This is a genomic window from Bifidobacterium sp. WCA-178-WT-4B (assembly GCF_009696495.1).
Taxonomy (GTDB): domain Bacteria; phylum Actinomycetota; class Actinomycetes; order Actinomycetales; family Bifidobacteriaceae; genus Bifidobacterium; species Bifidobacterium infantis.
This window is the reverse complement of record NZ_VULV01000028.1, coordinates 1-1,992: the sequence shown is the minus strand read 5'-3', so window position 1 is coordinate 1,992 and position 1,992 is coordinate 1. Positions and strand designations below refer to the sequence as shown.

The 1,992-nt window shown below is 54.7% G+C and carries 2 protein-coding genes; both read left to right on the top strand.

The annotated features are described in order from the left end of the window. The first annotated feature begins 74 nt into the window (after positions 1-74). Complete coding sequence (locus FYJ31_RS12370; protein WP_154536811.1) at positions 75-986, top strand: carbohydrate ABC transporter permease; 912 nt, start codon at positions 75-77, stop codon at positions 984-986. Then, positions 986-1,963: a carbohydrate ABC transporter permease gene (locus FYJ31_RS12365; RefSeq protein WP_154536810.1), complete on the top strand. Its 978-nt coding sequence runs from the start codon at positions 986-988 to the stop codon at positions 1,961-1,963. Before FYJ31_RS12370 ends, FYJ31_RS12365 begins: the two co-directional genes overlap by 1 nt. Positions 1,964-1,992: the final 29 nt, after the last annotated feature.

Genomic DNA, 1,992 nt, shown 5'->3' with positions numbered 1-1,992 from the left:
ACGTACCGATGGATGAAACGGCAATGGCGACGATGTTGTTGGCAGGCTCATTCAGACGGGTTAGGAGAAAAACTATGACAAATGCAACGGCGCAACCGGATACTTCCGTGATGCGCAAGCCGAAGCGCCAATACATAGGCATATGGTATTGTCTTCCATACGTGGTGGTCTTCCTGTTCGGCATGATCGTCCCGATGTTCTACGCGCTTTATCTCAGCTTCTTCAAGCAGTCCCTTCTCGGTGGCACCACATTCGCGGGCTTCGACAACTTCATCCGAGCGTTCAAGGATGAGGCTTTGTGGGGCGGCTTTAGGAACGTGCTGATTTACGCGGCGATCCAGATTCCGATGAATCTGATTCTGTCCCTCGTGGCGGCGCTCGTCTTGGACTCCCAGAGGATCCGCCATATCGCGGTGCCGCGAATCCTGCTGTTCCTGCCTTATGCCGTCCCAGGCGTCATCGCGGCGCTGATGTGGGGATACATTTACGGCGATAAGTATGGTTTAGTTGGCCAAATTTTTCATATGATGGGTGTGCAAGCTCCTAATATGCTGTCGAAGCAGCTCATGCTGTTCGCCATCGCAAACATCTGCACTTGGTGCTTCCTTGGCTATAACATGCTGATTTATTATTCTGCACTGATCGGCATTCCGAACGACCTGTACGAATCTGCCCGTATTGACGGCGCTTCGGAGCTGCGCATCGCTTGGTCCGTGAAGATCCCGCAGATTAAGAGCACCATCGTGATGACAGTCCTCTTCTCTGTAATCGGCACGCTCCAGCTGTTCAACGAACCGAACATCTTGCGTACTTCCGCCCCGGACGTGATCAACAGCAGCTATACGCCGAACATCTACACCTACAACCTCGCATTCAATGGCCAGAACGTCAACTATGCCGCTGCCGTCTCTCTGGTCATCGGCATCATCGTCATGGCCTTGGTCGCCGTCGTTAAGATCATCGGCAACAAGTGGGAGAACAAGTGATGAGTGAAGCAATCGCAAAACCACGTTCCAAGTCGCTGCAGCGCAGAGACGCCAAACTGGCGCTCAAGGCAAGCAAGCATTACAAGCGCATGCAGCAGCGTGAGCCGGCTCCGAAGCTGACCGGCAAGCAGCGTGTGCTCAACTGGCTGCTGCACATCATTATGGCTGTGATGGTCATCTACTGCCTCGTGCCGCTGCTGTGGGTCATCTTCTCTTCCACGAAGACCAGTGAGGGCATCTTCAGCTCTTTCGGCCTGTGGTTCGATGACAAGAATGTGTTCTGGCAGAACGTGCAGGATACGTTCTCCTACCAGAATGGCGCCTATACCCGCTGGCTGTTCAATACGATCATGTACGCAGTGGTAGCAGGTGTTGGTGCAACCATCATTGCCACTTTCGCCGGGTATGCCATCGCCACCATGCGATTCCCTGGACGTAACGCCCTGCTGGCCGTCACTCTGGCATTCATGTCAATTCCTTCTACGGTAATCACCGTGCCGCTGTTCCTCATGTATTCGAAGATCGGGCTGGTCGGCACTCCATGGGCCGTGATTATTCCGCAGCTGGCCACGCCGTTCGGCCTGTATCTGATGATCATCTATGCGCAGACCTCGATTCCGGTCTCGCTGATCGAAGCCGCGAAACTGGACGGTGCAAACACTTGGACCATCTTCTGGAAGGTCGGTTTCCCGCTGCTGTCTCCAGGTTTCGTCACCGTACTGCTGTTCACGCTGGTCGGTGTCTGGAACAACTACTTCCTGCCGCTGATCATGCTCTCGGACACCAACGACTACCCGTTGACAGTCGGTCTGAACATGTGGCTGAAGATGGGCGCCCAGGGAACTTCAGACGGTCAGGTTCCGAACAACCTCATCATCACGGGCTCGCTTATCGCAGTTGTTCCGTTGATCATCGCATTCATGTTCCTGCAAAAGTACTGGCAGTCTGGCCTCGCGGCCGGCTCCGTCAAGCAGTGAACCCTCGGCCGCACGGTCCCTACGATCAC